The sequence below is a fragment of the Bacillus sp. LQ01 genome (genome assembly GCF_057624735.1).
Genome location: NZ_JBYEZL010000009.1, coordinates 1 through 26,262 on the forward strand (window position 1 = coordinate 1; position 26,262 = coordinate 26,262).

General features: G+C 36.9%; 27 protein-coding genes, 12 tRNA genes and 1 rRNA gene. 3 read left to right on the forward strand and 37 right to left on the reverse strand.

Features of this window, described 5'->3' with window-relative positions; genetic code table 11:
• The 14 genes from AC22L0_RS27590 to AC22L0_RS27655 all read right to left on the reverse strand — a co-directional run.
• A 16S ribosomal RNA gene (locus AC22L0_RS27590) occupies positions 1-128 on the reverse strand; the annotation flags it as partial.
• A 77-nt stretch (positions 129-205) separates the two neighbouring features.
• A tRNA-Gly gene (locus tag AC22L0_RS27595) sits at positions 206-276 on the reverse strand.
• A gap of 1 nt (position 277) precedes the next feature.
• Positions 278-354 (reverse strand) — tRNA-Pro (locus AC22L0_RS27600).
• Positions 355-358: 4 nt separating this feature from the next.
• A tRNA-Arg gene (locus tag AC22L0_RS27605) sits at positions 359-435 on the reverse strand.
• 96 nt (positions 436-531) lie between these two features.
• A tRNA-Leu gene (locus AC22L0_RS27610) sits at positions 532-614 on the reverse strand.
• Between the two features lie 16 nt (positions 615-630).
• A tRNA-Lys gene (locus AC22L0_RS27615) sits at positions 631-703 on the reverse strand.
• Positions 704-708: 5 nt separating this feature from the next.
• Positions 709-783: transfer RNA gene (locus tag AC22L0_RS27620), tRNA-Gln, on the reverse strand.
• A gap of 87 nt (positions 784-870) precedes the next feature.
• Positions 871-946: transfer RNA gene (locus tag AC22L0_RS27625), tRNA-Asp, on the reverse strand.
• Between the two features lie 3 nt (positions 947-949).
• Positions 950-1,026: transfer RNA gene (locus AC22L0_RS27630), tRNA-Met, on the reverse strand.
• A 25-nt stretch (positions 1,027-1,051) separates the two neighbouring features.
• Positions 1,052-1,127: transfer RNA gene (locus tag AC22L0_RS27635), tRNA-Val, on the reverse strand.
• A gap of 5 nt (positions 1,128-1,132) precedes the next feature.
• Positions 1,133-1,207, reverse strand: a tRNA-Glu gene (locus AC22L0_RS27640).
• An 8-nt stretch (positions 1,208-1,215) separates the two neighbouring features.
• A tRNA-Ser gene (locus tag AC22L0_RS27645) sits at positions 1,216-1,306 on the reverse strand.
• 3 nt (positions 1,307-1,309) lie between these two features.
• A tRNA-Asn gene (locus tag AC22L0_RS27650) sits at positions 1,310-1,384 on the reverse strand.
• A 113-nt stretch (positions 1,385-1,497) separates the two neighbouring features.
• Positions 1,498-1,956 (reverse strand): SprT family protein, encoded by a 459-nt coding sequence (locus AC22L0_RS27655; protein WP_000344239.1) that lies wholly within the window; start codon positions 1,954-1,956, stop codon positions 1,498-1,500.
• A gap of 195 nt (positions 1,957-2,151) precedes the next feature.
• Here AC22L0_RS27655 and cmpA point away from each other — a divergent pair, with 195 nt between their 5' ends.
• On the forward strand, positions 2,152-2,268 hold the full coding sequence (gene cmpA / locus AC22L0_RS27660; RefSeq protein WP_001143642.1) for a cortex morphogenetic protein CmpA: 117 nt from the start codon (positions 2,152-2,154) through the stop codon (positions 2,266-2,268).
• A gap of 57 nt (positions 2,269-2,325) precedes the next feature.
• Here the strand turns inward: cmpA and AC22L0_RS27665 are convergent, their stop codons facing one another.
• The 6 genes from AC22L0_RS27665 to acpS all read right to left on the reverse strand — a co-directional run bounded on the left by AC22L0_RS27665 (position 2,326) and on the right by acpS (position 8,266).
• A complete protein-coding gene (locus tag AC22L0_RS27665) occupies positions 2,326-4,494 on the reverse strand; it encodes a Tex family protein (protein WP_000426236.1) in 2,169 nt (722 codons plus the stop codon).
• 67 nt (positions 4,495-4,561) lie between these two features.
• Positions 4,562-4,912, reverse strand: a complete 351-nt coding sequence (gene ndoA, locus AC22L0_RS27670; protein WP_000635965.1) for a type II toxin-antitoxin system endoribonuclease NdoA — start codon at positions 4,910-4,912, stop codon at positions 4,562-4,564.
• 4 nt (positions 4,913-4,916) lie between these two features.
• Complete coding sequence (locus AC22L0_RS27675; RefSeq protein WP_000004570.1) at positions 4,917-5,204, reverse strand: antitoxin EndoAI; 288 nt, start codon at positions 5,202-5,204, stop codon at positions 4,917-4,919.
• A 308-nt stretch (positions 5,205-5,512) separates the two neighbouring features.
• Positions 5,513-6,682: an alanine racemase gene (gene alr, locus AC22L0_RS27680; protein WP_000390617.1), complete on the reverse strand. Its 1,170-nt coding sequence runs from the start codon at positions 6,680-6,682 to the stop codon at positions 5,513-5,515.
• 117 nt (positions 6,683-6,799) lie between these two features.
• On the reverse strand, positions 6,800-7,813 hold the full coding sequence (locus tag AC22L0_RS27685; protein WP_000830123.1) for a LolA family protein: 1,014 nt from the start codon (positions 7,811-7,813) through the stop codon (positions 6,800-6,802).
• A gap of 93 nt (positions 7,814-7,906) precedes the next feature.
• Positions 7,907-8,266 (reverse strand): holo-ACP synthase, encoded by a 360-nt coding sequence (gene acpS, locus AC22L0_RS27690; protein WP_000583417.1) that lies wholly within the window; start codon positions 8,264-8,266, stop codon positions 7,907-7,909.
• 93 nt (positions 8,267-8,359) lie between these two features.
• Here acpS and AC22L0_RS27695 point away from each other — a divergent pair, with 93 nt between their 5' ends.
• Positions 8,360-8,932 (forward strand): rhomboid family intramembrane serine protease, encoded by a 573-nt coding sequence (locus tag AC22L0_RS27695; protein WP_000908523.1) that lies wholly within the window; start codon positions 8,360-8,362, stop codon positions 8,930-8,932.
• On the opposite strand, the gene uvsE is transcribed toward AC22L0_RS27695, so the two are convergent.
• The 14 genes from uvsE to AC22L0_RS27765 form a co-directional block, all read right to left on the reverse strand.
• Entirely contained in the window at positions 8,925-9,887 is a 963-nt protein-coding gene (uvsE, locus tag AC22L0_RS27700; RefSeq protein ID WP_087966415.1) for a UV DNA damage repair endonuclease UvsE, read from the reverse strand. The genes AC22L0_RS27695 and uvsE overlap by 8 nt on opposite strands.
• Before the next feature lie 95 nt (positions 9,888-9,982).
• The gene (gene cshA / locus AC22L0_RS27705; RefSeq protein WP_000206584.1) at positions 9,983-11,560 is read right to left on the reverse strand and encodes a degradosome RNA helicase CshA; all 1,578 of its coding nucleotides are present in this window, start codon (positions 11,558-11,560) and stop codon (positions 9,983-9,985) included.
• A 305-nt stretch (positions 11,561-11,865) separates the two neighbouring features.
• Positions 11,866-13,242, reverse strand: a complete 1,377-nt coding sequence (gene murF / locus AC22L0_RS27710; RefSeq protein ID WP_000595964.1) for a UDP-N-acetylmuramoyl-tripeptide--D-alanyl-D-alanine ligase — start codon at positions 13,240-13,242, stop codon at positions 11,866-11,868.
• A 62-nt stretch (positions 13,243-13,304) separates the two neighbouring features.
• Positions 13,305-14,390: a D-alanine--D-alanine ligase gene (locus tag AC22L0_RS27715; RefSeq protein ID WP_000161427.1), complete on the reverse strand. Its 1,086-nt coding sequence runs from the start codon at positions 14,388-14,390 to the stop codon at positions 13,305-13,307.
• A 228-nt stretch (positions 14,391-14,618) separates the two neighbouring features.
• A complete protein-coding gene (locus AC22L0_RS27720) occupies positions 14,619-15,890 on the reverse strand; it encodes an MDR family MFS transporter (protein WP_087966417.1) in 1,272 nt (423 codons plus the stop codon).
• Positions 15,891-15,998: 108 nt separating this feature from the next.
• Positions 15,999-17,414, reverse strand: a complete 1,416-nt coding sequence (gene bcaP, locus AC22L0_RS27725) for a branched-chain amino acid transporter BcaP (protein ID WP_000809349.1) — start codon at positions 17,412-17,414, stop codon at positions 15,999-16,001.
• Between the two features lie 231 nt (positions 17,415-17,645).
• The gene (locus AC22L0_RS27730) at positions 17,646-18,818 is read right to left on the reverse strand and encodes a homogentisate 1,2-dioxygenase (protein ID WP_013141710.1); all 1,173 of its coding nucleotides are present in this window, start codon (positions 18,816-18,818) and stop codon (positions 17,646-17,648) included.
• Positions 18,784-19,740: a fumarylacetoacetate hydrolase family protein gene (locus AC22L0_RS27735; RefSeq protein ID WP_000673990.1), complete on the reverse strand. Its 957-nt coding sequence runs from the start codon at positions 19,738-19,740 to the stop codon at positions 18,784-18,786. Before AC22L0_RS27735 ends, AC22L0_RS27730 begins: the two co-directional genes overlap by 35 nt.
• Before the next feature lie 66 nt (positions 19,741-19,806).
• Entirely contained in the window at positions 19,807-20,925 is a 1,119-nt protein-coding gene (gene hppD, locus AC22L0_RS27740) for a 4-hydroxyphenylpyruvate dioxygenase (RefSeq protein WP_000810922.1), read from the reverse strand.
• 393 nt (positions 20,926-21,318) lie between these two features.
• Positions 21,319-21,429 carry a DUF3948 family protein gene (locus AC22L0_RS27745; RefSeq protein WP_001083690.1) on the reverse strand — a complete coding sequence of 37 codons (111 nt, stop codon included), beginning with the start codon at positions 21,427-21,429 and terminating at the stop codon, positions 21,319-21,321.
• Positions 21,430-21,472: 43 nt separating this feature from the next.
• A complete protein-coding gene (locus AC22L0_RS27750) occupies positions 21,473-21,580 on the reverse strand; it encodes a DUF3948 family protein (protein WP_000664237.1) in 108 nt (35 codons plus the stop codon).
• Between the two features lie 41 nt (positions 21,581-21,621).
• Positions 21,622-21,738: a DUF3948 family protein gene (locus AC22L0_RS27755; RefSeq protein ID WP_000654250.1), complete on the reverse strand. Its 117-nt coding sequence runs from the start codon at positions 21,736-21,738 to the stop codon at positions 21,622-21,624.
• 34 nt (positions 21,739-21,772) lie between these two features.
• Complete coding sequence (locus tag AC22L0_RS27760; protein WP_000654250.1) at positions 21,773-21,889, reverse strand: DUF3948 family protein; 117 nt, start codon at positions 21,887-21,889, stop codon at positions 21,773-21,775.
• 34 nt (positions 21,890-21,923) lie between these two features.
• Entirely contained in the window at positions 21,924-22,031 is a 108-nt protein-coding gene (locus AC22L0_RS27765) for a DUF3948 family protein (protein WP_000664237.1), read from the reverse strand.
• Positions 22,032-22,472: 441 nt separating this feature from the next.
• Between AC22L0_RS27765 and AC22L0_RS27770 the strand changes: the two genes are divergently transcribed.
• On the forward strand, positions 22,473-23,345 hold the full coding sequence (locus AC22L0_RS27770) for a Cof-type HAD-IIB family hydrolase (RefSeq protein WP_000766421.1): 873 nt from the start codon (positions 22,473-22,475) through the stop codon (positions 23,343-23,345).
• 34 nt (positions 23,346-23,379) lie between these two features.
• Here AC22L0_RS27770 and AC22L0_RS27775 read toward each other — a convergent pair whose 3' ends face one another.
• The 3 genes from AC22L0_RS27775 to opp4C are packed head-to-tail and all read right to left on the reverse strand — an operon-like array spanning position 23,380 to position 26,256.
• Positions 23,380-24,345 carry an ABC transporter ATP-binding protein gene (locus AC22L0_RS27775; RefSeq protein ID WP_001294485.1) on the reverse strand — a complete coding sequence of 322 codons (966 nt, stop codon included), beginning with the start codon at positions 24,343-24,345 and terminating at the stop codon, positions 23,380-23,382.
• Positions 24,342-25,322, reverse strand: coding sequence for an ABC transporter ATP-binding protein (locus AC22L0_RS27780; protein ID WP_000030767.1), 981 nt, complete (start codon positions 25,320-25,322; stop codon positions 24,342-24,344). The genes AC22L0_RS27775 and AC22L0_RS27780 overlap by 4 nt, the downstream gene beginning before the upstream one ends.
• A 10-nt stretch (positions 25,323-25,332) precedes the next feature.
• Entirely contained in the window at positions 25,333-26,256 is a 924-nt protein-coding gene (gene opp4C, locus AC22L0_RS27785; protein ID WP_487272554.1) for an oligopeptide ABC transporter permease, read from the reverse strand.
• Positions 26,257-26,262: the final 6 nt, after the last annotated feature.

Sequence of the window (26,262 nt, forward strand, 5' to 3'; positions counted from 1 at the left end):
TACCCACGTGTTACTCACCCGTCCGCCGCTAACTTCATAAGAGCAAGCTCTTAATCCATTCGCTCGACTTGCATGTATTAGGCACGCCGCCAGCGTTCATCCTGAGCCAGGATCAAACTCTCCAAATAAAGTTAGTTTGTCTAGCATCTAAAATAAAAATTGACGTTTCACGTTGTTTGTTTCGTTCAGTTTTCAAAGAACTAAAAGCGGGTGAAGAGAATCGAACTCTCGACCAGAGCTTGGAAGGCTCTTGTTTTACCACTAAACTACACCCGCGTGGTCGGGAAGACAGGATTTGAACCTGCGACCCCCTGGTCCCAAACCAGGTGCTCTACCAAGCTGAGCCACTTCCCGTAATTGGCGCGCCCGAGAGGAGTCGAACCCCTAACCTCTTGATCCGTAGTCAAACGCTCTATCCAATTGAGCTACGGGCGCTTATTCATGATGTTTTTTCGTCGTTGTAATTTGGCGACTCAATTATCTTATCATACTACATTTTCAAATGCAAGTACTTTTTTAAGATTTTTTTGATGCGGCCGAGAGGACTTGAACCTCCACGGGGTTTCCCCCACTAGGCCCTCAACCTAGCGCGTCTGCCGTTCCGCCACGACCGCGCGGAAAAAACAAAAGTGAGCCATGAAGGACTCGAACCTTCGACCCTCTGATTAAAAGTCAGATGCTCTACCAACTGAGCTAATGGCTCGTAAATGGCTGGGCTAGCTGGATTCGAACCAGCGCATGACGGAGTCAAAGTCCGTTGCCTTACCGCTTGGCTATAGCCCATCGAAATAATTATCTTCTTTTCAAAGACAAATGTTATTGTACCATAATGTCCAATAAAAAACAACTGCTATATAGCAGAAGTTAAAATGGCGGTCCCGACCGGGGTCGAACCGGCGATCTCCTGCGTGACAGGCAGGCATGTTAACCACTACACCACGGGACCATTTGGTTGCGGGGACAGGATTTGAACCTGCGACCTTCGGGTTATGAGCCCGACGAGCTACCGTGCTGCTCCACCCCGCGACAATACTATTCATATAAAATTATATGGTGGAGGATGACGGGATCGAACCGCCGACCCCCTGCTTGTAAGGCAGGTGCTCTCCCAGCTGAGCTAATCCTCCAAAAGTGGTGACCCGTACGGGATTCGAACCCGTGTTACCGCCGTGAAAGGGCGGTGTCTTAACCACTTGACCAACGGGCCAATATGTATGGCAGAGAAGAAGGGATTCGAACCCTCGCACCGCGTTAGCGATCTACTCCCTTAGCAGGGGAGCCCCTTGAGCCACTTGGGTACTTCTCTGTATGGCTCCGCAGGTAGGACTCGAACCTACGACCGATCGGTTAACAGCCGATAGCTCTACCACTGAGCTACTGCGGAATAATGAAGACAATTTGTATCTTATAAAAATTCTCTCTGTAAGTCAAGAAGTTTTTAACAACATCTTGTTCAAACGTGACATGTTTATAATATACTGGATTGCGTTTTTACTGTCAAGATGTTTTCGATATCGGTTTGAGTTTCCCTTTACACTTTCCACAGACATATCTTTTTGTATTTATTTGACGCCTTCTTACATATTGAAGTGAACACTCCATACATTCATACTTATAAATCTTTTTTTCCTTCTCTTCATTAATCATTTGTTTACAAAAACGTGGTGCCTCAACTTTCTTTAACAACTCACGGAAATCCCTGTCCCTGTGCTTATACCCTCTTCCTGCAATATGTAAGTGATAATGACAAAGCTCATGTTTAATAATCCCGACTAACTCTTCTTCACCATACACTTCGTAATATCGATAATTCAGTTCGATATTATGACTCTTCAATAAATAACGCCCACCAGTTGTACGTAATCTATTATTAAACACTGCTTTATGTAAGAACGGCATCTCAAAGTATTGTAGTGACACTTCTTCCACTAGTCGCTGAATTTCTTGCTCATCCACTCTCATTCCTCCTAAACAAAAAAATATTTTTACACTTTTCTCCCTTCTTATACATATATTAAATAGTACATATACCCATCCTCATGTAAGAAGCGTGGTTTCTAAAAACAAAACATGAATAGAAATCCACTCACCAACCTCTCATCAATAGCATTTTAGATTTTTGAGAGCAGGATTAAACAAGGAGGGATTCCTATGCCTACGTGGCTAAAAAAACAAATGCAACGTGCATATTTCGAAAAAAACCGGTATCAAATTAAATTATTAAATGAATGCTGGTTTTATTATAGCAAAATACATCAAAGCTCATAATCCATTACACTTTTTATTCCATAAAAAAAGAGCAGTTTCATCTGCTCTCTTCTCTTACTATTCAATCGGCAACATAGATAGTGCAACGCGTCCTTTTTTTGTATCAATATCATCTACCCATACTTTTACAATTTGCCCTACTGATACAACATCTAACGGATGCTTTACAAACTGTTTGCTAAGTTTAGAAATATGTACTAAACCATCTTGCTTTACGCCAACATCAACAAAAGCACCAAAATCAACAACGTTACGAACTGTTCCTTCTAATTCCATACCACGTTTTAAATCTTCTAATTTCAAAATCCCTTTTTTCAGAAGTGGTTTAGGCAACTCATCCCTCATATCTCTTTCTGGACTAATAAGTGCATCTATAATATCAACTAACGTCGGCTCCCCAACTCCTGTTTCTTGAGATAACTTAGAAATCTCTACTTCTTCCAATCTCTTTTGTAATTGCGGTTGTCCTACGTCATCTATCGATAACCCTAGACTCTTCAATAACAATTCAACATTCTTATATTGCTCTGGATGAATACCTGTTCGATCTAATGGATTCGCTCCTTCTAGTATACGTAAGAAACCTATACATTGTTCATACGTCTTTGCACCTAAACGCGGGATTTTCTTTAATTCCGTGCGCTTCGTGAATTTCCCATCTTCTTCTCTCTTTGCCACAATATTTTTCGCAACAGTTTTCGATAAACCTGAAACATATTGTAACAATGCAACCGAAGCCGTATTTACATTAACCCCAACTTGGTTAACAGCTGTTTCTACTACAAATGTTAATGACTCATTCAGTCTCTTTTGAGATACATCATGTTGGTATTGTCCAACCCCAACTGATTTAGGATCAATTTTCACAAGTTCAGCAAGTGGATCTTGCAGACGTCTTCCAATAGAAACGGCACTTCTCTCTTCAACTTGTAAATTTGGGAATTCCTCACGAGCTAAATCAGAAGCTGAATATACACTAGCACCCGCTTCATTTACAATAATATAAAAGACATCTCGGTTCACACTTTGTAATACATCTACTATAAACTCTTCTGTTTCTCTAGATGCTGTCCCATTACCAATTGCAATCATTTCAACTTGATATTTATCTATAATAGAAAGAACTTTCGTTTTTGCATCATCATATTTACGAACAGGTGGATGCGGATAAATAACATCGATATGTAGTACTTTCCCCGTATCATCTACTACAGACAATTTACAACCAGTTCTATATGCCGGATCTACCGCTAGCACGACTTTCCCTTTCATCGGAGGTTGTAATAGTAAGTTACGTAAGTTCTCAGAGAAAATATGTATCGCTTGTTCTTCAGCTGTTTCTGTTAATTCTTTACGAATTTCTCTTTCGATTGAAGATTGAATTAATCGTTTATAACCATCTTCAATCGCTAATTGTACATAATGTGCACTTTTCGAATCGTTATCACGAATTACTTTCTTATTTAAAAAAGTTACTATCTCATCTACTGGCGGAACAACAGCAACTCTCAATATATCTTCTTTCTCGCCACGATTCATTGCTAATACACGATGTGGCACTACTTTTTGCAATGGTTCTTCATAACTGTAATACATTTCATATATATTCTTTTCATCTTTTTCTTCATCTTTCACGGACGAAGACATAACACCTTTTCTAAAAGTAACATTTCGAATCCAACTACGATACGCAGCTTCATCTGAAACCATTTCTGCAATAATGTCTTGTGCACCTTGTAAAGCTTCTTCTGCAGATTGCACTTCTTTCTCTACATTAATAAATTCCACTGCCTTTTTAGCCGGATCTTCTTTCTTATATAACAATAACCATTCAGCTAATGGTTCTAATCCTTTTTCTTTAGCAATTGTCGCTTTCGTTCTTCTTTTCTCTTTATATGGACGATATAGATCTTCTACTTCTTGCAACTTTGTAGCTTTAACAATTTGCTGTCGTAGCTCTTCTGTCAGTTTCCCCTTCTCATCAATAAGACGAAGAACTTCTTCCTTCCTATCTTCAAGTTGCATCATATATTGCCATCTCTCTAAAATCGTACGAATTTGCACCTCATCTAAAGAGCCTGTCCATTCTTTTCGGTAACGAGCAATAAATGGAACTGTGTTACCTTCTTCTGTTAATTGAATAACATGACGAACTTGCTTTTCGGTAAAGCCTAATTCTTTCACTAACATTTTCATTAACGCTTGTCGATTATCTACCATTTCCATATACAACCGTAACCTCCTCTATAATAAAAAAAGTTGCCCTTCAAAGAGAGCAACTTAAACTGCCGATTTAAAAATCTATTAGTCCTAAACTAATTTGTAACGCTTCATCTACACGACTCATCATCACTTCATCCAAATGAGTGATTTTGTCCGTTAAGCGTTGCTTATCGATTGTTCGAATCTGCTCAAGTAAAATAACAGAATCTCTCTCAAAACCATACTTTTTCGCATCAATTTCCACATGAGTGGGTAATTTCGCTTTTTGAATCTGTGCAGTAATAGCCGCTACAATCACCGTTGGACTAAAACGATTTCCGATGTCATTTTGAATGACAAGAACCGGACGAACGCCTCCTTGCTCAGAACCAACAACTGGGGAAAGGTCTGCAAAATACACGTCGCCGCGTTTTACAATCAAAATATTACCCCCCGCTAACTAAGCGTTCTACTGTATGAGCTGCTTCATACTCTGCTAAGAAAGCTTCAGATGCAATACCAAGATTAATTTTTCCCATTTCAATGTACCCACGTCGCATTGATTCATGTTGGTAGCGTTTCTTCGTCTTATGTTGACGCAATAACAATTGTGTTGCCTGGCAAATTAGTTCATGGCGATTCTTATTCTCTTGTTTTCCAATTCCGTCCAATTCCGTTACCATTTGCTTTGGCAACCGAACCACGATTTCAGTAGTTACACTTGATTCGGACACAAAAATACACCTCCACCGTCAACTACACACCCAAATATATATATGACACCTATTGTAATAATACCATTGTATGGAGCCTGTTGCAAAGACTTCCTTATTCCTTGCTTATGTTTTCCAATTCACAAACAAAACATTCATCTTCTTAAATTTTTTATCTCATAACTAACTAAAAACAATAGAACTCCTCTTCAAAACTTACGTGCAACTTATATAAAAAATGATTATAAGTAAAAAGCTTCTCATCAAAAAGAGCTTATTATCCAGCAATGAACAGTCACTCCAATGACAAGAAGCAATCATACTACCTTCTATATATTGTTCAAGTAATTAATTATCTCTACAACCTTACCATTCCGTATAAATATTCTTGGCACACGGAAACTGATCGTTGCAATAATTTCATAATTAATAGTCCCTGAGTATTCCGCAACCTCTGTAGCGCTAATATACTCATCTCCTTGCCTTCCAATAAGCGTAACTTTCGTACCAAGTGGCACTTCACAAGGAAGATGAATCATGAACTGATCCATTGTTACTCGCCCTACAATCGGTACCCTTTTACCATTTATAAGCACTTCAAATCCTTGTAACCTTCTAAGCCACCCATCTGCATAGCCAATCGCTACAGTCGCAATCCATTCTTCAGTTTTCGTTCGATAGGTGACGTTATAACTAATTCCATCACCTTTAATTACCTGTTTAATATGAGCAACTTTCGTATGAAGTGATAGCGCCGGTTCTAATTCAAATGGTAAAAAAGGACGTATTTCTACAGAAGGAGATAATCCATACATTGCAATCCCAATTCGCACTGCATTAAATGTAATCCCTTGAAAACGTAACGTCGCAGCACTATTAGCTGTATGAACAAACTTAGGATCCACTCCGAATTCTTTCAACCAACTTAACTGCTCCAAGAACGTGTTATATTGCTTATCAAAATACGAAGTCTCAACCTCATCTGCCGTTGCAAAATGCGTGTATACTCCTTCTAACTCTAAAAACGGTGCACCCTCTAAACTCTTTAAAAATTCTTTTAGCTCTTTTCTTTCACGTATTCCAATTCTCCCCATACCACTATCAAAGTTAATATGGAATTTCATTACAGATGAACCATCCCAAAGTTTAATTGCTTCTTCCACCCATTCTTTTTGAAAAACAGTTAGCGCTACATCATTTTCAGCAGCTACATTTACATCACGCGGCGGCGAGGGACCTAACACTAAAATCGGTTCAGTAATACCAGCCCTCCGAAGCACTAAAGCTTCATCTAAAAAAGCAACAGCTAACCTTGTTGCACCTGCTTCTAATGCCGTTTTAGCCACCGGTACATAATCGTGCCCATATGCGTTTGCTTTAACTACAGCAAAAATCTCTACATTACTTGGGATGAACTCTTTAATATGTGTAACGTTGTTATAAATGGCATCTAAATCCACTTCCACCCAAGTGTCACGGTAAAATGGTGCTTCTTCCATAAATACACTTCCTTATACACGATATGCGAAGCTTATTCTTTTATATGCTTCTTTTATGAAATCCACCTTCAAACTAAGAAAAGACGTGGTGCACATATATCACCACGTCTAAGAAGTTTACTTCACCTGCTTCGCTGTAACTGAACGAGCAACCATTAACAGCTCCTTCGGCTCTAAACCTTTAGACACGAGCATATATTCTACTCCGTTATGCGACCACGTTACAGAGTCTTTCGTCAATGCACCAATCGTAAACCCAAGATCAACTGGTTCTCCACTTACACTTACCGCTGATGATGCCTCTGCAACTTTTGCCTTTTCTTGTATTAAAGTAAAGGATTTCTTATTTCCAGTGTATGTGAGTATCGCACGCTTGCCACTGTCTGTCTTCAACTCTTTTTCATCTTTCAGAGTCATACCTTGTGGTGTATCAAGTGGATACAAAATAGCAAACGGTTTGTCTTCTTTCGCTGTTGTTTGAACATCTACCTGTGCTCTAGACATATTTTGTTTCGTATCAAATGCACCTTTATCAAATTTCGCATCGAATTTCACTTTAGAGAAATCTACTTTCACAAGAACATTTTGATCATTATCCATTAACTTCACTGAAACTGGAGTCAAGTCGCTCTTATTCAATGTAATCTCTTGTCTCGGCAACATATTTTGATGTTGATAGTTTGTTTTTGTTTTAAAAATATAATACTTATCTGTTTTCTCAAAAGTAAGGTTTTTCTTGTCCTGCAAAATATCTCTTACAAGTGATTCATATAAATAAGCCTGGCTACTATTTTGCGGCCAATCACTTTGAAAACGGAAGCTCTTATTAAGTGCTGGCGTTAATACAAATACACCTTCTTCATTTCTCAAAATAATTTGGCTCTGATCTTTTTTTGCATTTTTTAAATTCACACGATAAAAAGACGGTTCCTTATGCCAAATCTCTACGTTATATTCTTGAGGCTCATTGCCTGTTTTAATAGATAATTTTGCCTCAGCTTGATAACTTTTCATCCCTTTTACTTTTGATTCTAAATCTCTCACGACATCATCTTGCTTCTTTTCCATACAACCCGCCAACACAAAAACGGTCAACAAACCGACAAGAACTAAAAACAGACGCCTTTTCATCAATTCAGCCCCTTTGCCCCTATAAATGAATGGAAGATGTACCTTCCTTATCGCTACCTCAAATATATGAGACAAAGATATAAAATATGCAGACTAGCGTGACGAGCTTTCTAAAACAACTTGAGCAACAGCAAATTCCTTACTATGACTAATTGATAAATGAACAATATACTCTGTACTTGTAATCAGAATTGGCTTACCTCTTTCATCATTTTTCACTTCAATATCTAAAAAACTCACTTCTTTTCCGATACCAGTACCTACAGCTTTTGAATACGCCTCTTTCGCTGCAAACCTTCCAGCTACAAACTCTGTAAGACGACTTCCTTTCAGCTCCATAGCAACATTACGTTCATTTTCCGTTAAAATACGTTCCATAAATTTAAGCTTTCCATCTAGCATTTTTTCAATACGATTTAATTCAATAATATCGATACCAATCCCTATAATCATTTCGAAATCCCCTTCTTCTATTTAACTTTCTTCTTTCATATTGATAAGAATAACAGAGAATCTTTCTGATGCAAAAGGGGTGAAAGTAACCGTATGCTAATAAGATCCACTCATATTTCTTTACAACCGACTATTCTTACCTTACTTCTTATTCATTTAGTCATGATGATATTAGGCGACTTTTTTCTCTTACCACTGGCAGCCTCTAATGAATATATCGCTAAAGGAGAATGGTGGCGTGTCATAACTTCTCTTCTCGTACACGTAGACTTACAACATTTTCTTTCTAATAGTATTTTTTTGTTCGCTCTTGGTTCTTCTATCGAAAAGCAACTCGGACACTTTTCTTTTTTTATTCTATTTTTTCTCTCTGGAATTTCTGGAAATATTTCTTCTTATATTATTATGCCGCTTGAATATATTCACGCAGGTGCATCAGGTGGTATTTTCGGACTATTAGGTGCACAGTTATTTTTATTGTACAATCGATACCGCTCTTCAAAACCAAAAGAAATTGCCATTTTCTCAATTATGATTCTTCTATTACTACTATTTACTTTCTTTAACCCTTCTGCCAATCCGATCAGTCATTTAACAGGTTTAATAACCGGTGGCATTTTAACCCCTTTTTTAACCAAAAAAAACGATGGTGCAAAGCTTATTTAATATAAAAGCTTGCACCATCGATAATTTCTACATCTACTTGTTCACTTAAATCTCTCATTAATTGAAATAAAGACTCATCCTTCATCTTCGCCTCAATCATACAATCAATTTGCGGAACACTTCCCTTTATCCTTCTTAAAAAAGATAAAAATGCCTCTACATTAATATAATCTGCATGAGCTCTTGGATCTTTTCCCTCTCTAGGGCTAGAGATATGCATTTTAACCGGCAACAAAGACGTTTCCCACGTATGAACGACACGTGCCCAATCTTCATACCAATCTTCTTGCTCATTATTCATCATATGGTGATGCAAGTCAAATACGACGGGAATATCTAATTTTTCTCCTAAATATAATGTTTCCTCTAACGTAAAGGTTGTATCATCATTTTCTAATATAATCATTTCTTGAATACCCCTTGGGACATTAGACCAATTCTCTATAAAGCGCTCTAATGCAAGTTCTTTATCTTTATATCCTCCTCCGACATGCAGTACACATCGTTGCTTATGTTCCATCCCCATGCCTTTTAATAATTTTTTGTGCATCTGCAATGTTTTTACAGATTGTTTAAAAACACTCTCCTCAGGTGAATTTAGTACAACAAAATGATCTGGATGGAAATCAATTCTCATATTCATATGAACTGCATATTCACCTAGTTTTTTTAAATTTTCTTTTAAAGGACGAATATAGTTCCACTCTAGCAATTCCTCATGATTCGCTAAAGGAATGAGCTTTGAACTGAGCCGAAAGAAAGATATGTCATGCCCTTTATTATGCTTTAATAAACGTAAACAATTTTCTAAATTGGAATTAGCAATTCTTTCAAGTTTACGAATTGCAGCAGCACGATCATCTAATTTCTGAAACTGTGCATACGTCATCGTTTGAGATGGAGATGCATTCTTCAAATGTACACTCATCGCAACGTAACCAAGCCTTACAAGCATATAACAGCCCCTTTTCTATCATAACTATTATGTAGTATGCACAATTATAGAAATAAAAAAAGAGAATGCCCTTTGCGGGCATTCTCTTTTTTTTATTAAGCTTGTGGACGGCTATGATGTTTTCTTTCGCCGCGTCCATTTGAAGAACCAGGGCGACCTTGGCCTTCACCTCTACGACCACGACTACCACCATCACGATTGCGATCACGGTTTCCGTCACGATTACGTCCATCACGGTTACGGTCACGATTACGTCCATCGCCACCGCCGCGTGCATCACGACTACGATTACGGTTACCATCACGGTATCCGCCTCCGTTACCGCCGCGTTTTTTAGAACCGCCGCCTCTTGAAACAACAGGTGGTTCTGATGTTAAAGCGATCGGAGTTGTATCCGGCTCTTTAGTCATCATTTTTAAAGCAGCAGCTACTACTGTTACAGAGTCATTTTCTTCTAACATTTCTTCTGCAATACGCTTGTAGTATGCTAAGTTTTCATTTTCAATTGTGCTTTGAAGCTTTTCAGCGATTAAACGTTGTTGACCTTCTAATGCCTCGTCAAGTGTCGGTGCATCCATACGGTCCATTTTACGTTTTGTTGTACGCTCGATATTTTTTAATTGTCCCGATTCACGTGGTGTTACAAATAGCATTGCAATACCTTTTTTACCTGCACGACCAGTACGACCGATACGGTGAACGTATGATTCTGGATCTTGTGGAATATCGAAGTTATATACGTGCGTTACGCCTGAAATATCAAGACCACGTGCAGCAACGTCTGTTGCAACAAGAACTTCAATAGAACCTTCTTTAAATTTACGTAATACAGACATACGTTTCGCCTGAGTTAAATCACCGTGAATACCTTCTGCAGCATAACCACGTAAGTTTAATGCTTCTGATAATTCATCAACACGACGCTTTGTACGACCGAATACGATTGCAAGCTCTGGAGATTGAATATCTAATAAGCGTGTTAACACGTCAAACTTTTTCTTTTCTTGCACTTCTAAATAGAACTGCTGAATGTTTGGCATTGTTACTTCTTTTGCTTTTACTTTAATGTGTTGAGGCTCAGTCATGAAACGCTCAGCAATACGGCGGATTGGATCCGGCATTGTCGCTGAGAATAGTAATGTTTGATGTGTTTCTGGCACATCTGTTAAAATTGCTTCAATGTCTTCAATGAAGCCCATGTTTAACATTTCATCCGCTTCATCAAGAACAACTGTCTCTACGTTTTGCAGACGAAGTGTTTTACGGTTAATATGATCTAAAATACGACCCGGCGTACCAACAATAATGTGTGGGTGTTTTTTTAGAGCACGAATTTGGCGGTTAATATCTTGACCACCATAAATTGGTAAAATGCGAACACGTTTATGCTTACCAATTTTGTATAATTCTTCTCCAACTTGAATTGCTAATTCACGCGTTGGCGCGATAACAATACCTTGAACCGATTCTTTATGTGTATCCACTTTATCTAATAGTGGTAATCCGAATGCTGCTGTTTTCCCTGTACCTGTTTGCGCTTGCCCAATAATATCTTTACCTTGCAATGCATGTGGAATTGTTTCAGCTTGAATTGGTGTAGCCTCTTCAAAGCCCATACTTTCAACAGATTGCAGTAAAGAATCACTTAATCCTAATTCTCGAAATGTTGTCAATGTTACTTCTCCTTTTCTATCCTATACTTATCATTTAAAAAAAGGCGTTTTCCGAATTTGCGGAAAAGCCCTTTTCCTGAATGCTCACGTATATAAACGGGCGTATATTCTTCACGAAAATACTTCTAAACGTTATTACACTTTATCAATTATAAGTTTTGTATGTGTAAAAAGCAAACCCAACTGTTACCTTATTTTCATATTCAGAGTTTTTTTCTTCACTTTTATTTTTTTATATTTACTGTAAGCGCTTATTATAAGTTTCTTCTATTTTCGTAACTATCATCCCTATTTATATACACCAATTATTTCAACATCGTAATTACTTCTTCTAATTTCATACCGCGAGATGCTTTTATTAATACAACATCTTTCACATCGACTACTGCTTGTAAATCTTTTACTAACTCTTCTTTATTATCATACGCCTTTACACGTTCATTAGGGAAATTAATTTTCGCTCCTTCAGCAATTTGAGCCCCTAATCTACCGTATGTGAATACATGCGAGATTTTTGCTGGATCGATTAATTTTCCTACCTCATAATGGAACTGTACTTCTTGATCTCCAAGTTCTAACATATCACCGAGCACAACGATTTTTTTAGCAAAACCATCTAAACCATTCATTAAATGGAATGCTGCTTCCATAGCCGTCGGACTTGCATTATAAGCATCGTTGATAATTGTTAAACCACTATTTGTTTTCACAATTTCCATACGCATGCCCGTCATTTGAAGTGTTACTAAACCTTCTTTCATCTCTTCCCACGTTACACCAAAATGTTTCGCAATTGCCATTGAAGCAAGTGTATTATACACATTATGTTTTCCTAACACCGGTAAGTAGAATGAAATATTTTCATCTCTATTCATTTTGAAATGTGTCCCAGTTGCTTGTAATGTTACAGTCGTTGGATAATAATCGTTTGCTCTTGCATCACCAAACGTAACCGTTTCTGTTGCTAAATTCATTTCAGGAACACGATTCGTTAATAAAGGCTCATCTCCGTTATATACGAACACGCCACCTTCTTGTAACCCTGTAACAATTTCTAATTTCGCTTCAGCAATTGCCTCACGAGATCCTAAATCCATTAAATGTGCCTCACCAATATTCGTAATGATAGCTGCATTAGGACGAGCTAACTTAGATAAGAATTCAATTTCGCCTCGGCTTGACATACCCATCTCTAATACTGCTACTTCTGTAGTTTCTTCTAAGTTTAAAATGGTAAGAGGTAATCCGATATGGTTATTGAAGTTCCCTTCTGTTTTTTGCACTTTGAATTTAGTCGCAAGAAGACTTGTTACAATATCTTTCGTAGATGTTTTACCGTTACTACCCGTTACACCTACAACTTTAACATCCAATTGATCACGATAGTTTTTCGCTAACATTTGCAATGCGGATAGCGTGTCTTCCACAAAAATAACCGGAAGATTCTCAGGTGGATTCGCTACATCTTTCATCCATAATGTAGCCACAGCTCCATTTTCAACAGCTTTATCTACAAAAGCATGTCCATCAAAGCGCTCCCCTTGAATCGGAACATACAAGTTTCCTTTTTCAATTTTTCTTGTATCAATAGACACGCCTTGAATAGTAATTCCCTCATATTGCTCTGCTAATCCAGTACCATTTACCATCTGTTCCACTTGCTTTAACATTCGCTTTATCATATAGAAACGCTCCTTACATAGAGGAAGCACTATTCCTACGAATAGTGCTTCCTCCTTTTTTGTTAGATTGTATATTTAATTTTTTGTTTTTCTTCGTGACGTTCAATCGCTAAACGAATTAGCTCTTCGATTAATTCTGGATACGGTAACCCAGTATGTTGCCATAATAGAGGGAACATACTGAACGGTGTAAATCCTGGCATTGTGTTTACTTCGTTAATATACACTTCTCCATCTTTCGTTAAGAAGAAATCAGCTCGCGTTAAACCTGCACCGTCTAATGATTGGAATGCAATAATTGCATCACGCTTAATTACATTAGATTCTTCTTCTGTCATTTCAGCTGGAATAATTAGCGCCGTATCACCATCGATATATTTCGACTTATAATCATAGAAGTCCTTTTTCGGAACGATTTCACCTACAACTGAACATTTCGGCTCATCATTACCTAGTACCCCAACTTCTACTTCACGACCTACAATATTTTCTTCTACAATAATTTTGCGATCAAATTGGAATGCCTCTACAAATGCATCCTCAAGTTCTTCACGATTTTTACACTTATTAATACCAACACTTGAACCAAGGTTCGCTGGTTTTACGAAGCAAGGATATCCTAACTTATCTTCTACTTTAGAATAAGCTTCCTCACGATTTTTTTCCCATGCACTACGAATGAAGGATGCATATTTTGCTTGTTTTAAACCAGCCTCTGCAAAGATGTTTTTCATAACAACTTTATCCATACCAGCAGATGATGCTAGAACACCATTTCCTACATAAGGGATATTCATTAATTCTAATAGTCCTTGAACCGTTCCATCTTCACCGTTTGGTCCATGTAGTAATGGGAAAATAACGTCAATAGCATTCTCCTCAGAAGCTGCAGATGGGATAATTTCTGTACTTAATGATAACGGAGAAATCGCATTTTCTGCACCGCTCATTTTTAAAGCTTCAACATCTGTTACTTCGCCTTCAATACGCTCACCGCGTACCCATTGACCTTGTTCTGTAATATAAATTGGATGAATCTCGAATTTATCTTGATTTAACGCTTTAATAGCAGCAAGAGCCGTCTGTAGCGAAACTTGATGCTCAGCTGATTTTCCACCATATAATAAACCTAATTTAATTTTCGTCAATGAAATCACCCTAACCAATTGTTTTCATTTTTCTATTTTAGCACTTTTTATAAAAATAGGTAGTTCCTATTTGAAATAAAATGTAACTTCCATAAATAATTAAATAACATCACTTATTGGTTTTTCATTTCATTTTCTATATAGCTACACAAAATAAAATGGCAATCTAATCTAGTTATGTACCTAAAATATGTAGAAATCCCCTTTTTTGTGTATATCACCTATTCACTAAGAAGATTGTTTGGTTAGTGTGTCTTTTTGCCTTTGCTCCACAAGGCGATCTAAAGAAACATATACAATACCTGCAACTACACATCCTACAGCTAAAATTGTAAATAGAAAGTGACCAAGTAATCGATCTAATAAAAAACCTCCCAAAAGTGGACCAAATGCGCTTCCTATAATCCACTGCAAACTTGCAGCTCCCATATAAGTCCCTCTCAAATGCTCAGGGGCCAAATTTGCTACAAATGTCATCTGTACAGGCGACATAATCATCTCACCTAACGTATATATAGCATAAACGAACAGTAGTGTTATTAAAATAATTGTAGCATTTGTATTAAATTCTCCAAACCACTTCGGTAACCACCCTATAAAAAATAATCCAATCCCGAATAAACATGCACCATATAACATCGTCTTCCCGACTGGTTTGTCCGTAGCCCATTTTGAAATTTGAAACTGGAATAAAACAACTAATAGTCCGTTTAACGCCATTAAATATGGATATGGATTATTCGTTCCAAAAATACGCTTCATTTCATTATCAAAATGTAGTGGCAGCATGCCTTCCGTTTGAGAAAACCCCATCGAAATGATAATACCTGCTAATAAGTAAATCATTAATGCCTTATCTCGCATTAAAATTTTCCAAACTGCCCCAGATTCCTTTTCTTTATGTTCTTCCTTATCTATCCTCTTTGGCATCGTCTCTTGAATAAGAAGTAATACAAGTAACGCATAAAATAGCATTGTAGAAGAGGCAATAATAAATACAAGGTTCTTTGACAACACAACTACTGATGCTCCCATTATCGGACCAATCGCAGCACCTATATTGTGTCCCATTCGTAATAAACCATATGCCTCTGTTCTTTTTTCTGGTGCCGTTACATCTGCGACCATAGCTGATGCAGCTGGATGAAATAAAGAATTACTCAACCCTAAAAAAATAGATAAAATTGCATACGGAATAAATCCTTCTATAAATAGAAAACCGAGCATTAATAATGCATTACTTGCCATAGAAAATATCATAATAGGCTTTCTTCCATATATGTCAGCAATTCTCCCTCCTATAAGTGATCCAAAGCTTGCAGCAATTGGAGAAAGCGCCATAATAACCCCAACTTCCAACAACGAATCTACCTTATCTTTTAAATATAATGCAAAAAAAGGCATTAACATCATCATTGCAATTCCATTTAACGTCTCTCCAATAAATCGAATCCATACGTTACGGTCCATCTCCCTTAACTCACGCCACGTATTTTTCATCATTCCACCCCTTTAGTTAGCCAACAATTATCTTATAACAAGTTCAGAAAAATGTAAATTTTCAAATAAAAAAATCCATTCTAACAGAATTAGAATGGATTTTTTCGCTTATAAATTTGCAACATCTTCTTCTTTTTTACTATTATTTAAAGCACTATGTTTTCGGCTATATAAGAAGTAAACCGCTATACCAATAACCATCCATATCCCAAAACTAATCCACGCTGTCCCTGATAATTGAAGCATTAAGTATAAACAGAAAATCACTGTTAATGCTGGTAAAAATGGTACAAGCGGAGCCTTAAATGCCCTTGGTAAGTCTGGATGAGTTCTTCTCATTACGATTACCGCAACAGCTACAAGTGCAAATGCTGACAATGTCCCCATATTTACAAGATGTGCTAAAACATTTAAATCTATTAATCCTGAAATCAGTGCCGCAATAATCCCCGTTGTCCATGTATTTAAAAATGGCGTTTTAAATTTCGGATGAACTTTAGCAAGACGCTTCGGCAGTAAACCATCTCGGCTCATCGCATAAGAAACACGAACTTGCCCATACATCATAACTAGCATTACTGTTGTAATTCCTGTAATTGCTCCTACTGAAATTACCCCCGCTAAACCATCTTGTCCAATAAATTGAAGTGCAAAAGCAACTGGATCTGATATATTTAGCTGGCCGTATGGAACAATTCCTGTCAAAATAAGCGAAACAACGATATAAAGAACTGTACAAATTAATAACGATGCAATAATACCAATTGGTAAATCACGTTGCGGACGTTTCACTTCTTCTGCCGCTGTTGAAACTGCATCAAATCCTATAAATGCGAAGAATACTGTAGCCGCTCCAGCCATTACACCATCTAAACCAAATGGCATAAAGGGCGTCCAGTTTTCAGGTTTCACATAATTAAAACCAGCAAAGATAAAAATAAGAACAACTGCTATTTTAATAAATACCATAATGTTATTTACTCGTGCACTTTCACGAACACCCCTAGATAAAAGAACTGTCATCACTAAAATAATTAGAACTGCAGGTAGATCAATTATTCCACCCTTTCCTGTACCAGGAGCCGAGGAGAGAATAGTCGGAATGTGAATTCCAAACCCCTTTAATAAAGATTGAAAATATGCAGACCAACCGTTTGCTACAGCAGATGTAGCAAGTAAATATTCAAGCATTAAGTCCCAGCCAATTAAAAATGCGAACACTTCCCCCATCGTCGCGTATGTATACGTATACACACTGCCCGAGACAGGAACTGAAGAAGCAAATTCAGCATAACAAAATGCAGCAAAGGCACAAGCTAACGCGGCAATCGCAAATGATAATATAATAGCTGGCCCAGAATGTTTCGCTGCCACAACACCCGTTAGAACAAAAATACCAGTTCCAACAATTGCTCCGATTCCAAGCATAGTTAAATCTAGCGCACCCAATGTTCTTGCTAACGTTTTTTGCTTACTTTCATGCATTAACTTTGCAATTGGCTTCTTTTGAAAAATTTGCTTCATCTTTCACTCCTCCAAGTTTTAAATTTTCTGAAAATTTTTAATTCGCTTTTTTATTTTACTCATTACGCTTTTCCTAGTCAATACTTTTGTCGAAACAAGTAGAAATTCTTCTGAATATGCACGATCCTTATTATTCTTTCTATATATCTTTCCATTATTTTTTTGGTATTATTATACATGTCGATTCCGTGAAAAAGGCATGCCCCCTTATTGAGAGCATGCCTTTTTTACTTATTTCACAGTATATGAACCTTGTTCAATCCAGCTATACATATACTTTTCATCTTCTGTTTCATGTGCTTGTTTTACAATACGAAGCGGACGGAATGTGTCTATCATAACAGCTAATTCAAGCGTCTCTTTCTTCCCTATACTTGCCTCTGTTTTCCCCGGATGCGGTCCATGGGGAATCCCGCTCGGATGAAGTGTAATAGAACCTTCTTCCACACCTTTGCGACTCATAAAGTTTCCTTCTACATAGTAAAGAACTTCATCACTATTAACATTACTATGATAATATGGTGCTGGAATTGACTCTGGATGATAATCGTATAAACGTGGTACGAAAGAGCAAATAACAAAATTATGTCCTTCAAATGTTTGATGTACTGGCGGTGGCTGATGAATGCGCCCTGTAATTGGTTCAAAATCCTCTACATTAAATACCCACGGATATAAATAGCCATCCCATCCAACAACATCTAACGGGTGGTGTCCTAAAACATGTTTATGCATATAGCCTCTTGATTTTGTCATTACGACAAACTCGCCTTTTTCATCATATGTCTCTAATTTTTCTGGACCACGAAGATCTCTTTCACAAAACGGACTATGCTCTAACAATTGTCCGTATTCATTTCGATAACGACGCGGCGTTGTAATTTGGCTATTTGCCTCTACAACAAGAAACTTAGTCTCTCCTTCATCTGGAATAACACGATAAATCGTTCCAATTGGAATCGTTACATAGTCGCCTTTTCTATAGTGAATCGTTCCAAACATCGTTTCAATTTTCCCTGTTCCATAATGAACAAATAACATTTCATCGCCATCACCATTACGATAGAAATAATCCATTTTTTCTGTTGGACTCACTACTCCAATTAACAAATCTTCATTTCCAAGTATGAAATTCCGTCCACTTATTGCATCACCACTTTTTTTACTTTCTTTCGTTCGAAAGTGGCGATGAGAAAGAGCAACATCCTCTTCATACTGCAACTGACAAGAATGCGATAATGCAGAATGACCTACTTCTGTTGGCATATAATGATGATACAAAATAGACTGCGTACCAGAAAAACCTTTTGTTCCCATTACCTGTTCACGATAAAGCGACCCATCTTTTTTACGAAATTGTACATGTCGTTTATGAGGTAGTTCTCCCATGTGACGATAAAACATGCCCATCACCCGCTTCCTTTTCTTTTTTGATCGTATTACGTAGTGTACCTAAACCAGTAATCGACAGTTCTACAACATCTCCATCTTGTAGCCACTCTTCTGTACCCAGTTCTAAAATACATCCTGTTCCTACTGTCCCAGAACCAATCACATCTCCTGGATATAACGTAACGTCCTCTGAAGCACGTTCAATCATTTCAGCAAATGTATAGTAAATATCTTGGAAGTTTCCTTTTGATAATAGTTTTCCATTTACATGAGCAGTCATTTCTAAATTATATCGATCACCATTACGATAAACGTCTAATTCCTCTTTCGTAACGAGATGTGCTCCTAATGAAGTTGCAAAGTCTTTTCCTTTCGCTGGACCGAGACCTACTTTCATTTCTGTTGCTTGTAAGTCTCTCGCACTCCAGTCGTTCATAATACAATAACCAAAAATATATTCCTCTGCTTGCTCTCGAGAAATATTTCGCCCTTCTCTTCCTATTACGCAAGCAATCTCCAACTCATAATCAAGCTGTTTAGACTTTTTCGGACCAATTACAAAATCACCGGAACCAATTACAGCACGATGATTAGTAAAATAAAAAACCGGAATATCATACCATTCAGGCACAACATCTAATCCTCTTCGTCCACGAGCTGTTTTTACATGTTGTTCAAATGCGTAAAAATCTCGAATACTACTCGGATTAGGAAGAGCAGCTGTCAATTGTACTTCTTCTAAAGCATATATACCCTTATTTGGATTCTTAATATTCCGCACTACTTCTACATACTCATCCGCTTTCTCTAAAAAATCCATCATAGAAGAAGGGATTTTCCCTTCACTAGCAAGATTCATATCTATTACTTTGTCACCTTCAAGCCATCCAGCCCGTAGTTCTTTTGAAGGAAGACAAAATGTAACAAATTTCATCCTGATTCCTCCTTATAAAAATGAAATTTCCACCAGCAAAGGGACTTTTGCTGGTGGATACAAATCTTATAAGTTTCCGCGACGCTCTTGTTCTCTTTCAATTGATTCGAATAACGCTTTAAAGTTTCCTTCACCAAATCCACGAGAACCTTTACGTTGAATGATTTCAATAAATAAAGTCGGACGATCTACAATTGGTTTCGTAAAGATTTGTAGTAAGTAACCTTCATCATCACGATCTACTAAGATCTTTAATTCTTTTAACTTATCAATTTCTTCATCGATTTTTCCAACTCGTGCAGTTAGCTCATCGTAATAAGTATCAGGTGTATCTAAAAACTCCACCCCATTTGCACGAAGCGCTTCAACTGTTTTAACAATATCACTTGTTAATAAAGCAAGATGTTGTACACCAGCTCCATTATAGAATTCTAGATACTCTTGAATTTGTGACTTTCTCTTTCCGTCTGCTGGTTCGTTAATAGGAAACTTAATACGACTTCCATTCGTCATAACTTTTGACATTAACGCCGAATACTCTGTACTAATATCGTCATCATCAAAATGAATCATTTGTTTAAAGCCCATAACATTCTCGTAATAACTAACCCACTCTTCCATTTTTTCAACATTACCAACTACATGATCAACAGCAATTAAACCAGACTCCTCAAATGGAATATTAAATTCTACCTTTTGGAATCCTGGCATAAATGCCCCTTTATAATTTTTACGCTCTACAAGCGTATGAATTGTATCACCATACGTACCAATAACTGCTTTTTTCAATGTACCGTCCTCATCTGTTAATTCCTGCGGTGGAGCAATTGCGACGGCACCACGTTTCACTGCTTCTGAGTATGCTTTATCAACATCATCAACAAGTAGTGCCACATCCTTCACGCCATCACCATGAGTCTTTACAAACTCTGCAATACGATTTTCACTACTTAAAGCTCCAGACACAACGAAACGCATATTTTTTTGCACAAGAACATAAGATACCTTTTCACGGTTTCCAGTTTCTAATCCAGAGTAAGCTACAATTTTGAATCCGAACGCTCTCGCAAGATAATAACTCGATTGCTTTGCATTCCCTACGTAAAATTCCAAATGATCTACATCACGTACTGGAAAAAAGTCCTCCATTTGTGCAGCTAGCGTATCCATAGATTTTTGTTTCATAATATCTTCATCCCCCTGTAAATAGATTAAATGGTCCATACTTAAAACCAACCGAAAACGCTTCCAACATTAATTAATAGAAATTAGTTAGCAAGCTAACAAATTCTGACCTTTAAAATTTTCTATCTTTTCTGTCAAATTCCTCTTTTTTTCTTACATATAAAATTCGACTTTTTTCTCTTTGAAATAAAGCGGGATTTTATTCAGTGGATTTTTGATTATTCGTTGAATCAAGTTTCAACCGCAGCGTTTAATTAGCCATGAATGCTGGATAATGAGGTAACTTTAATACTTGAGGGTATATAAGAAGAATATAAAAAAGACTCCAACATATTAACTACTTACTAATACGTTAGAGTCTTTATTTTTTTTGAATGATTGTATTTATATATCTCATACTAATACATTTGCAAGGAATAGAATAAATGATGTTAATATTACCGCTCCACCTAAGGATCCTAATAAATCTGTTTTTGTTACTTGAAACACTTGTTCACTGTTCATATCCCTCATTCTCCTTCCTTTTTTGTTTAATTTAAAACTTCTATTATACTAATACACTTGATAAAAATACGATTAATGCTGTTAATACTACCGCTCCACTTGCTGATCCTACGAAATCACCTTTTGTTACTTGTAATACTTGCTCTTTCATATCATTTATCCTCCTTTTTTTCTTTTGTTACAAAGCTTCTATTATACTAATACGCTTGATAGAAATACGATTAACGCTGTTAATACTACCGCTCCACTTGCTGATCCTACGAAGTCACCTTTTGTTACTTGTAATACTTGCTCTTTCATATCTTTCATTCTCCTCTCTTTTTCTTTTATTACAAAACTTCTATTATACTAATACGCTTGATAAAAATACGATTAATGCTGTTAATACTACCGCTCCACTTGCTGATCCTACGAAGTCACCTTTTGTTACTTGTAATACCTGCTCTTTCATATCTTTCATTCTCCCTTCTTTTTCTTTTGTTACAAAGCTTCTATTATACTAATACGCTTGATAGAAATACGATTAACGCTGTTAATACTACTGCTCCACTTGCTGATCCTACAAAGTCACCTTTTGTTACTTGTAATACTTGCTCTTTCATATCATTTATCCTCCCTTTTTATAAGTTATCTATATGTAATTTCTAAGAAATGTTTATTTCATAGTTTTTATGTTAACGTTACATTAAATTTGATAACGTAACGTTTGTAACATTAATGTAACATAACTATTATTACGTTGCAATATAATTACGTAAAATTTATTACACTTTTTTTACGTTTTTTTATAATAACCCTCAAAAACCTTTATTTAATGCGTTTTTCACTAAGTTCACGTTTGTAACATTCGTGTAACATTACAGTCATAAAGTGAAATGTAGTCATATTCCTCTCTATTTTTGTTACAAATTGTTTATTTAGTGCCACTAAACCTATCTAATCTTTACTTACTTTTAATATGAGATAAAATACCGTCTTTCCAAGATAAGTTTATATGTTTCCTCTATATAACTATGTATAATAAAAACAAAGAGGTGGTCATTTTGAAATTAATCGCATTAGATATGGATGGTACACTACTATCATCTAATCTTGAAATCTCCAAAGAAAACCTACAAGCAATCCAAACTGCACAAGAAGCCGGTCATATTGTAATGATCTGTTCTGGTCGTGCGAAAGAGGATGCTTTAAAGCTATTGGAAGAATATAAATTATCTCTTCCAGTCGGAGCAAGCAATGGGGCTATTGTTTATGTGGATGGAAAAGTAATTAACTCGCGTTGTATACAAAACGACAAAGTGTACAAACTTGCAAAATTACTAGAATCTGAAGGTTTCCCATATAAGCTATATACAAATAAAGGAGTTTATTCTCCATATACATGGCAAGATCAAGTGATGCAAGCATTCGAAGAAAATAAGCATGCGCTTGATGTTACATTAGAGGAACTTGAACGAATTACAGAAAAGCAAAAGAAATCGAACCTAATTACTGATTTCAAAAAAATAGAAGATGTTGTAAATAACCAAGAACTAGAAATATCTAAATTCTTCATTTTAACGTTTAATGCAGCGCATCGCGCACAGCTATTAAGTATATTACAAGAGGATGCTGATATTATGGTTACAGCATCGGCTCCTACCAACTTAGAAATTATGGATAAGAATGGACATAAAGGAAACGGGATACAGCAGATGGCAGCTCATTTTAATATCCCTATTGAAGATACAGTTGCTATTGGTGATAATTTTAATGATGTACCGATGTTAGAAGTAGCGGGTTTATCTGTTGCAATGGGCAACGCTGAAGAAGATGTAAAAAAGCTATGTGATGTTGTAACACTAACAAACAATGAACATGGTGTTGCTCATGCAATCGAGCAATTTGTATTGAAACAAACTTCATCTAGTAAATAAAAAAAGGACTCTTTCAATTTGAAAGAGTCCTTTTTTATACGTGATGACAAGCAACAAAATGCTCTACACCAACATTACGGAATTCTGGTACTGTTTTTTTACAAACATCCGTTGCAAATGGGCAACGTGTATGAAAACGACAGCCCGAAGGTGGATTTGCTGGACTTGGAATATCCCCTTCTAGTATAATTCGTTCTCGCTTCACTGTTGGATCTGGTATTGGAACAGCTGATAACAATGCTTTCGTATAAGGATGTAGCGGATTGGTAAATAACTCATCACGCGGTGCTGTCTCCACAATCGTACCTAAATACATAATTCCGATTTTCGTACATAAATGTTCTACTACACTTAAATCATGCGAAATGAATAAATAAGATAATCCCTTTTTCTCCTGTAACTCACTAAATAAATTAATAATTTGTGCTTGGATAGATACATCTAGTGCCGCTACAGGTTCATCAGCTACAATGAATTCTGGATTTAATACCATAGCTCTTGCGATTACGATACGCTGACGTTGTCCACCAGAAAACTCATGGGGATACCGGTCAATATGATAAGGAGCTAATCCACATAACTCCAATACTTCAATTACCTTTTCACGCACATTTTCTTTCGTTGCTAATCCGTGGGCCAACATTGGCTCTCCAAGCGCTTCTCCAATTCTCATTCTCGGATTTAATGAGCTAAATGGATCTTGGAAAACGAGCTGCATATTAGGGCGATGTTTTCTTAATTCATCCTTGGATAAAGAATGAACATCTTTTCCTTTAAACTTCACTTCTCCCTCCGTTTTTTGAACGAGGCGTAAAATTGTTTTTCCTATTGTTGTTTTCCCGCTCCCTGATTCACCAACGAGACCAAACACTTCACCTTTATTAATAGTAAAACTTACTCCATCAACTGCTTTTACATGCCCAATTGTTCTACTAAATACGCCACCCTTAATTGGAAAATATGCCTTTAGGTTTTTCACCTCTAATAATGGTTCACTCATTGTTCCGCACGCTCCTCATATAACCAGCAAGCTACTTTATGATTTTCATCATTTACATTTAGATTTGGGGCTTCTTTTTCACATATTTCCATACAATGCTCACAACGCCCACTAAAGTAACAAAACTCACCTAAACCAACTAAATTCGGAACTTGCCCTGGAATAGAATATAGTTTATCTATTCGTTTTCCCATTACTGGTTTTGATTTCAATAATCCTTTCGTATAAGGATGTTTTGGATTTTGGAATATCTCTAGTACTGGGGCTTCTTCAATAACTTTCCCGCCATACATAACGACAACATAATCAGCCATTTCCGCTACGACACCTAAGTCATGTGTAATTAATAAAATCGACGTTTTAAATTCTTCTTTCACTTGTCTTAGTAGATCCAATATTTGAGCCTGAATGGTAACATCAAGAGCTGTTGTTGGTTCATCTGCAATTAATAACTTAGGATTACAACTAAGCGCAACAGCAATCATAATACGTTGTAACATCCCACCGCTCAGTTCATGCGGATAAGAATGGACGATTTCATCAGCGCGGGCTATGCCAACTTTACGAATTAACTCAATTGCCTTCTTATATGCTTCATTTTTACTAAGTAATTCATGCTCTCTTAACGTTTCTACAATTTGCTCCCCTACAGTGAAGACGGGGTTTAGCGATGTCATCGGTTCTTGGAAAATCATTGCAATATCATTGCCTCGTAAACTACGAAGTTCTTTCTCTTTCATTCCTAAAAGACTTTTTCCTTCATATAAAATGTCTCCACCCACTACACTACCAGATTCAGCAATAAGCCCCATAATAGATAAAGCTGTTACACTCTTTCCGCAACCTGATTCTCCTACTACACAAACTGTTTCCCCTTCTCGAACCGCAAAGCTAACATGGTTCACAGCCTTTACCGTCCCCTCGTCAGTTTGAAAATGTGTTTGTAAGTCTTTCAGCTCTACTACCGCTTTACTCATATTCCTTCACCTACCGTCTCATCTTTGGATCTAACGCATCACGAAGTGCATCACCAAGTAAATTAATGGATACAACTGTTATAAAAATTGCGAAACCAGGCGGGATCCATAACCACGGACGCTTTTGAAAATCAATTAATGAGTTCGCTGCGCTAATCATATTCCCCCATGACGGTGTAGGTGGAACTACGCCGAGACCTAAGTAACTTAGTGCGGACTCACTTAAAATAGATCCAGCTACGCCCAAAGTTGCTACAACAATAAGCAGCGTAAAGACATTAGGAATTAAATGATGAATAATTTTTCGAGAATCCTTTAATCCTAATACATCTGCTGCTTGCATAAAGGCTTGCTCCCGCAATGTTAAAATTTGTCCTCTCACAAGACGAGCAAGTCCTGGCCATCCTACTAAACTCAAAATAATCATTACAACATATAAACGGTATTCTGATGGTAATTTCCATTCTGATAAAATTGCTCCCATTATAATAAGTAGCGGTAATCCCGGAATGGACATTAACACATCCGCAACACGCATAATTAAATGATCCACAACCCCTCGATAAAAACCAGCAATTGCTCCTAATAAAGCTCCTAGTATAACGGATAGTAGCATCGACGCTAAACCAATTGTTAATGAAATACGCCCTGCTTGCATAAGTCTAGTTAAAATATCCCGTCCCAACTGGTCTGTTCCAAGCCAATGTGACAGGCTGGGCGGTTTATTAATGTGTGTTACTTGTACTTTCCCATCAGCATACGGTGAAAAGATTGGACCGATAAAACTAAATAAAAACATAAATATTAAAACGTATAAGCCACACAGTGCCATCTTATTTTTCTTGATTTTTTTATATGCTTGGCGCCATGGTGATGATTCATTTCTTTTTTTCCGTTCTTTCTTTTTCTCTATTATGGGTGTAATAGTCTCCATATCTTT

Excerpts from the sequence above, each read along its gene's own strand:
- cmpA (WP_001143642.1), top strand. The coding sequence starts at position 2,152 with ATGCCTACGTGGCTAAAAAAACAAATGCAACGTGCATATTTCGAAAAA.
- AC22L0_RS27665 (WP_000426236.1), bottom strand. The coding sequence starts at position 4,494 with ATGGAAATGGTAGATAATCGACAAGCGTTAATGAAAATGTTAGTGAAA.
- alr (WP_000390617.1), bottom strand. The coding sequence starts at position 6,682 with ATGGAAGAAGCACCATTTTACCGTGACACTTGGGTGGAAGTGGATTTA.
- AC22L0_RS27685 (WP_000830123.1), bottom strand. The coding sequence starts at position 7,813 with ATGAAAAGGCGTCTGTTTTTAGTTCTTGTCGGTTTGTTGACCGTTTTT.
- acpS (WP_000583417.1), bottom strand. The coding sequence starts at position 8,266 with ATGATTATAGGGATTGGTATCGATATTATTGAATTAAATCGTATTGAA.
- AC22L0_RS27695 (WP_000908523.1), top strand. The coding sequence starts at position 8,360 with ATGCTAATAAGATCCACTCATATTTCTTTACAACCGACTATTCTTACC.
- uvsE (WP_087966415.1), bottom strand. The coding sequence starts at position 9,887 with ATGCTTGTAAGGCTTGGTTACGTTGCGATGAGTGTACATTTGAAGAAT.
- murF (WP_000595964.1), bottom strand. The coding sequence starts at position 13,242 with ATGATAAAGCGAATGTTAAAGCAAGTGGAACAGATGGTAAATGGTACT.
- AC22L0_RS27720 (WP_087966417.1), bottom strand. The coding sequence starts at position 15,890 with ATGAAAAATACGTGGCGTGAGTTAAGGGAGATGGACCGTAACGTATGG.
- bcaP (WP_000809349.1), bottom strand. The coding sequence starts at position 17,414 with ATGAAGCAAATTTTTCAAAAGAAGCCAATTGCAAAGTTAATGCATGAA.
- AC22L0_RS27730 (WP_013141710.1), bottom strand. The coding sequence starts at position 18,818 with ATGTTTTATCGTCACATGGGAGAACTACCTCATAAACGACATGTACAA.
- AC22L0_RS27735 (WP_000673990.1), bottom strand. The coding sequence starts at position 19,740 with ATGAAATTTGTTACATTTTGTCTTCCTTCAAAAGAACTACGGGCTGGA.
- hppD (WP_000810922.1), bottom strand. The coding sequence starts at position 20,925 with ATGAAACAAAAATCTATGGATACGCTAGCTGCACAAATGGAGGACTTT.
- AC22L0_RS27745 (WP_001083690.1), bottom strand. The coding sequence starts at position 21,429 with ATGAACAGTGAACAAGTGTTTCAAGTAACAAAAACAGATTTATTAGGA.
- AC22L0_RS27750 (WP_000664237.1), bottom strand. The coding sequence starts at position 21,580 with ATGAAAGAGCAAGTATTACAAGTAACAAAAGGTGATTTCGTAGGATCA.
- AC22L0_RS27755 (WP_000654250.1), bottom strand. The coding sequence starts at position 21,738 with ATGAAAGATATGAAAGAGCAAGTATTACAAGTAACAAAAGGTGACTTC.
- AC22L0_RS27760 (WP_000654250.1), bottom strand. The coding sequence starts at position 21,889 with ATGAAAGATATGAAAGAGCAGGTATTACAAGTAACAAAAGGTGACTTC.
- AC22L0_RS27765 (WP_000664237.1), bottom strand. The coding sequence starts at position 22,031 with ATGAAAGAGCAAGTATTACAAGTAACAAAAGGTGACTTTGTAGGATCA.
- AC22L0_RS27775 (WP_001294485.1), bottom strand. The coding sequence starts at position 24,345 with ATGAGTGAACCATTATTAGAGGTGAAAAACCTAAAGGCATATTTTCCA.
- AC22L0_RS27780 (WP_000030767.1), bottom strand. The coding sequence starts at position 25,322 with ATGAGTAAAGCGGTAGTAGAGCTGAAAGACTTACAAACACATTTTCAA.
- opp4C (WP_487272554.1), bottom strand. The coding sequence starts at position 26,256 with ATGGAGACTATTACACCCATAATAGAGAAAAAGAAAGAACGGAAAAAA.